This window comes from Streptomyces sp. 13-12-16, assembly GCF_002114215.1.
GTDB lineage: Bacteria > Actinomycetota > Actinomycetes > Streptomycetales > Streptomycetaceae > Streptomyces.
This window is the reverse complement of sequence record NZ_NCTE01000691.1, coordinates 1-5,502: the sequence shown is the minus strand read 5'-3', so window position 1 is coordinate 5,502 and position 5,502 is coordinate 1. Positions and strand designations below refer to the sequence as shown.

The window sequence follows — 5,502 nt, the reverse complement described above, 5'->3', positions numbered from 1 at the left end:
CCAGCCGATGACGCACAGCACCGCGCCGGCGGCGAGCGCGGCCCAGCCCGCCCAGAGGACGGGGTGCGCGATCCGGAGTCGGGCAGTCCGCATGGCTTGCACTATGCCCTCTGGGACCCGACCCTGAAAGCACCGGGCGCACACGGTCCGGACCGACACCCGATTGGTGAGCCAGATGGTTCTCGGCAGTGGCATCGGGCGGGGGAACACGAGGGCGGGAAGGCGCGGCCCACGGACGGCGGGACGGGGCACGGCGCTGGCCGCCGCCCTGTTCCTGGTCCTGGCGCCGGGCCTCGCGGCGTGCAGCGACGACAGCGGTGGCGGCGGCGGGACCTCCACGCCGTCGGCGGACCGGACGACGAGCGCACCGGGCAGCGCGCCCGCGAACCAGGCGGAGGCCGAACAGGAGATCCGGCAGAACTGGGAGAAGTTCTTCGACCCCCAGACCCCGGTGGAGGAGAAGAAGAAGCTCCTGCAGAACGGTGAGCTGCTGGGCCCGGTGCTCGAGGCGTTCAGCGGTGACAACCGCGTCGGACAGGTGAAGGCGGAGGTCACCGAGATCGCGTTCGTCTCACCGACCGAGGCGGACGTGACGTTCACCCTGACCCTCAGGGGGGCCACCGCCCTCCCGGACGCCTCCGGTGTCGCCGTCGACGACGACGGCACCTGGAAGGTGTCCGTCAGGTCCCTGTGCGCACTGGTGCAACTGAGCGGCGATGAATCGCCCCCGGACATCCCGGGCTGCTGAGGCACTGGCCGCGGCGGCGCTCCTCGCCCTGACCGCGGCCTGCGGCAGCCGCCTGCCGGAGAGCGACTTCGAGCACGACGACCGCCCGTCCGCGACCGCCCGGGACGCCGGCGAACCGATCCGCGTCGGCATCGTCACCAGCGCCACCAGCCCGGTCGGCGGCGGCGCCTTCACCGGCCCGCGCGACGGCGCGACGGCATGGTTCGACCGGCTCAACGCGCGCGGCGGCATCAACGGCCGTCGCGTCGAGGTGCGGCCGTGCGACGACGGCGGCAGCGGCGTCGGCAACAACGAGTGCGTGCACAGGCTGATCGACGAGGAGAAGGTCGTCGCCCTGGTGGCCACCACCGCCCTGGACTACGCGGGCGCCCCCCGCGTCTCCCGCGCGGGCGTCCCCGACATCGGCGGCCAGCCCATCGGCGCCGCCTACGACACCTACCCGCACCTCTACGGCGTCCACGGCAGCGAGGCGCCCAGGAACGGCACCCCCGGCTGGGACGGCAAGCTGTACGGCGGCACCGAGGTGTACCGCTACTTCAAGCGCGAGCACGGCGCCCGCACGGCCGCCGTCGTCTCCTACAACCAGTCCGCGTCCGCCGCCTACGCCCGCCTCGTCGAACGCGGCCTGAAGGCCGAGGGGTACGAGGTGGTCACCGAGCAGGTCGACTTCGCGCTGCCCAACTTCCGCGCGGTGGCCGCGGACCTGAAGCAGCAGGGCGCCGACCTGGTCTTCGACGCCATCGACGGCCACGGCAACGCCCGTCTGTGCCAGGCCATGGACGACGTCGGCGCCCGGGTCACCGCCAAGGTCACCAACGTGCAGAACTGGACGTCCACCGTCGCCGAGGACTACAAGGACGCACCGCACTGCCGCAACGCCCTGTGGGTGACCGGCTCCAGCCGCAACTTCGAGGACACCGGCCACCCGGCCGTACGCGCGTTCCGGGACGCCACCGAGGGCCTCAGGACGCACTCCCAGTGGCAGTTGGAGGGCTGGGCCGCCGCCCGCTGGTTCACCGACGCGGCGCGGTCCTGCGCCCGCACGGGCATCACGCGCGCCTGCCTCGACGCCCACGTGGACCGCGCCCGGGACTACACCGCGGGCGGACTGCTGCTGCCCGTCTCGTTCGGACGCTCGCCCGAGCCACCGGCCACGAGCCGGACCTGTCTGTCCGTGGCCCGCTGGCGGGACGGCGAGGGCTGGGTGTCGCAGGGCGACATGAACCGCACCTGCTTCGAGGTGCCGCAACTGGCCTACGAGCCCTGATCCAGGACAGTGGTTGTCCGCGACGGCTGGCAGACTCGCCCGCATGTTGGAGACCTCGGCACGCCTGCTGCGCCTGCTGTCCCTGCTCCAGGCCCACCGCGAGTGGTCCGGCGCCGATCTCGCCGACCGGCTCGGGGTCAGTGCCCGTACGGTGCGCCGGGACGTGGACCGGCTGCGCGAGCTCGGCTACCCCGTCAACGCCAGCCCGGGCACCGGCGGCGGCTACCAGCTGGGCGCGGGCGCCGAACTGCCGCCGCTGCTGCTGGACGACGAGGAGGCCGTGGCCGTCGCCGTCGGGCTGCGCACCGCCGCCGGGCAGGGCGTCGAGGGCATCGGCGAGAGCTCCGTACGGGCCCTGGCCAAGCTGGAACAGGTGCTGCCGGACCGGCTGCGCCGCCGCGTGGGAGCCCTGAACGCCTTCACCGTGCCCATGCTGGGCGGTCCCCGCGCGGACGCGGTCGACCCGGTCGTGCTGACCGAACTGGCCCACCTCTGCCGGGACGCCGAGCGCCTGCGCTTCGAGTACCGGGGGCACGACGGCACGCGGACCCGCCGCACCGTGGAGCCGCACCGCCTGGTGTGCTCCGAACGCCGCTGGTACCTGGTCGCCTGGGATCTCGACCGCGCGGACTGGCGCACCTTCCGCGCGGACCGCATCACTCCCGCGCCGCCGCACGGGCCGCGTTTCGTCCCGCGCGAACCGCCCGCCGGGGACCTGGCAGCCTATGTCTCCCGGGGCGTCTCCACGCGCGCGTACGCCTCGCATGCCGTGATCCGGCTGCTGGTGCCCGTGGAGGAGGCCGCCGAGAGGATCCCGCCCACCGTGGGAACGCTGGAGGAGGAGGGCCCGGACCGCTGCCTGCTGCGGACCGGGGCCCCGAGCCTAGACGGCATGGTGGTGCACGTGATGCTGCTGGGCTTCGAGTTCGAGGTGCTGGAGCCGGACGGGCTGCTCGACGCGATCAGAGCGGCTCAGGGCCGGCTTGCTCGCTCCTTGGCTCGGGCTGCGACGTCACCGCCGCGTACTCCGGATGGTTCATGTCGAACGCGGGCGACTCCGAACGGATCCGGGGCAGCGTCGTGAAGTTGTGCCGGGGCGGCGGACACGAGGTCGCCCACTCCAGGGACCGCCCGAACCCCCAGGGATCGTCGACCTCGACCTCCTCGCCGTACCTGGCCGTCTTCCAGACGTTGTAGAGGAACGGCAGCGTGGACATGCCGAGCAGGAACGCGCCGATGGTGGAGACGGTGTTCAGCGCGGTGAAGCCGTCCGCCGCGAGGTAGTCGGCGTAACGGCGGGGCATGCCCTCCGCGCCCAGCCAGTGCTGCACCAGGAACGTGGCGTGGAAGCCGACGAACAGCGTCCAGAACTGGATCTTGCCGAGCCGTTCGTCGAGCATCTTCCCGGTGAACTTGGGCCACCAGAAGTAGAACCCGGCGAAGGTCGCGAAGACGACGGTGCCGAAGACCACGTAGTGGAAGTGCGCGACGACGAAGTACGAGTCCGTCACATGGAAGTCCAGCGGCGGCGACGCCAGCAGCACCCCGGTCAGCCCGCCGAACAGGAACGACACCAGGAACCCGGTCGCCCACAGCATGGGCGTCTCGAAGGACAGCGAACCCTTGATCATGGTGCCGGTCCAGTTGAAGAACTTCACGCCCGTCGGCACCGCGATCAGGAAGCTCATGAAGGAGAAGAACGGCAGCAGCACCGCGCCGGTCGCGAACATGTGGTGCGCCCACACCACCACCGACAGGCCCGTGATGGCCATGGTGGCGCCCACCAGCGTCAGATAGCCGAACAGCGGCTTGCGGCTGAAGACCGGGATGATCTCCGTGACGATCCCGAAGAACGGCAGCGCGATGATGTAGACCTCGGGATGGCCGAAGAACCAGAACAGGTGCTGCCACAGCAGCGCCCCTCCGTTGGCGGCCTCGAAGACCTGTGAGCCGAACCGCCGGTCCGCCTCCAGCACCAGCAGCGCCGCCGCGAGCACCGGGAACGCCAGCAGGATCAGGATCGACGTGAACAGCGTGTTCCAGGTGAACAGCGGCATCCGGAACATCGTCATCCCGGGGGCGCGCATCCCGACGATGGTGGTGATGAAGTTGACCGCGCCGAGGATGGTGCCGAAGCCGGACAGCGCGAGGCCCATGATCCACAGGTCCGGGCCGAGGCCGGGGGAGTACTCCATGCTGTTCAGCGGCGCGTAGGCGAACCAGCCGTAGGCGGCCGGGCCCCCGGTGACCAGCAGCGAACCGAGCACGATCAGCCCGCCGAAGAGGAACAGCCAGTACGAGAACATGTTCAGCCGCGGGAAGGCCACGTCGGGCGCCCCGATCTGCAGCGGCATCAGCTCGTTGGCGAACCCCGCGAAGCTGGGCGTCGCGAACAGCAGCAGCATGATCGTGCCGTGCATGGTGAACATCTGGTTGAACTGCTGGTTGTCGACGATCTGCAGTCCGGGCCGGGCCAGTTCGGCGCGCATCAGCAGCGCCATCACGCCGGCGATCAGGAAGAACGCGAACGACGTGATCAGGTAGAGGTGGCCGATCTTCTTGTGGTCGGTGGTGGTCAGCCAGTCGATCACCAGCTGCCCGCGCCGCTGCCGGCGCGCCGGTCGCGCCGCCGCCTGGACGGTCTGCGTCCCCATCGCTCGCCCCTTCGCTTCTCGCGCGCCGGGCCCCGCCGGGAGCCCGCGCCACAGGTACCTCCGGGCCCACGCCATGATGCTCGCCCCTGCCGGTCTCCGACAGAGGACGTGGCGGATCATGTGACGGAAACGCGTATTTTATGTGCGCACCGGCTTGCGTGATCATGAGCGGCGGCGGAAAAGGAATGGGGCCCGGGAGCACTTCCCCCGGCACTTTCCGTCGGAGTTAATCACGCCCGTGGTGTGACACGCGGGAATTACGTTCGAATGCCTGCGGAAGGCGTACCGAACCGCCCGTCCGGGTGACGGCCGCCGTCACGAACGCCTGTCGTGATCCTGTGACAGAAGTGTGACCGCCGGGGGATCCGTCCGGGTGTTCCCGCTTCCGCCTTCCCCGCTCCCGGACCAGGGCATAGCGTGGCCGCATGGCACCCATTCCGACACCCTCCGCGGAACCCCACGACAGTCCGGACGCCTATGTCGGCCTCGCGGCGGACCGGGCCGAGCACCTCGCGCGAGAGCGCGGCTGGTCGACCGTGCGGGCGCTGGCACCGGGGACGATCATCACCATGGAGTACCGCGTGGGCCGGCTGAACTTCGAGGTGAGGGACGGCCTGGTGGCGCGCGCCTGGAAGGGCTGACACACGCCACGGCCCCGGTCCCCCACCGGGACCGGGGCCGTGGCGTGTGCGTCCGTCAGGGGCGGGTGGCCGACGTCGTACCGCGCGGGTGGCGCTCCGCGTGCTGCGGGCGGCGACTGCCCGCCGGGGTGACCGGGGAGCGCTCCGCGCGGGCCGTGTGCGGCCCGGGCGCCAGATAGGCGGGCGACCGGG

Annotated in this window: 4 protein-coding genes and 1 pseudogene; 4 read left to right on the top strand and 1 reads right to left on the bottom strand. The window is 71.3% G+C overall.

Annotated elements, in window-relative coordinates:
• Positions 1–175 precede the first annotated feature (175 nt).
• Genes B7767_RS26375 through B7767_RS26365 form a run of 3 tightly spaced genes read left to right on the top strand, consistent with a single transcriptional unit; the run spans position 176 to position 3,099 of the window.
• Complete coding sequence (locus B7767_RS26375) at positions 176–748, top strand: hypothetical protein (protein ID WP_085574376.1); 573 nt, start codon at positions 176–178, stop codon at positions 746–748.
• Entirely contained in the window at positions 717–2,015 is a 1,299-nt protein-coding gene (locus B7767_RS26370) for an ABC transporter substrate-binding protein (protein WP_085574375.1), read from the top strand. Before B7767_RS26375 ends, B7767_RS26370 begins: the two co-directional genes overlap by 32 nt.
• A 43-nt stretch (positions 2,016–2,058) precedes the next feature.
• On the top strand, positions 2,059–3,099 hold the full coding sequence (locus tag B7767_RS26365) for a YafY family protein (protein ID WP_085574374.1): 1,041 nt from the start codon (positions 2,059–2,061) through the stop codon (positions 3,097–3,099).
• Here B7767_RS26365 and ctaD read toward each other — a convergent pair.
• Positions 2,984–4,669 (bottom strand): annotated as a pseudogene (gene ctaD, locus B7767_RS26360) (cytochrome c oxidase subunit I); the annotation flags it as partial. The gene B7767_RS26365 and the pseudogene ctaD sit on opposite strands and share 116 nt — an antisense overlap.
• Positions 4,670–5,094: 425 nt before the next feature.
• Here ctaD and B7767_RS26355 point away from each other — a divergent pair.
• A complete protein-coding gene (locus B7767_RS26355) occupies positions 5,095–5,310 on the top strand; it encodes an I78 family peptidase inhibitor (RefSeq protein WP_085574373.1) in 216 nt (71 codons plus the stop codon).
• Positions 5,311–5,502: the final 192 nt, after the last annotated feature.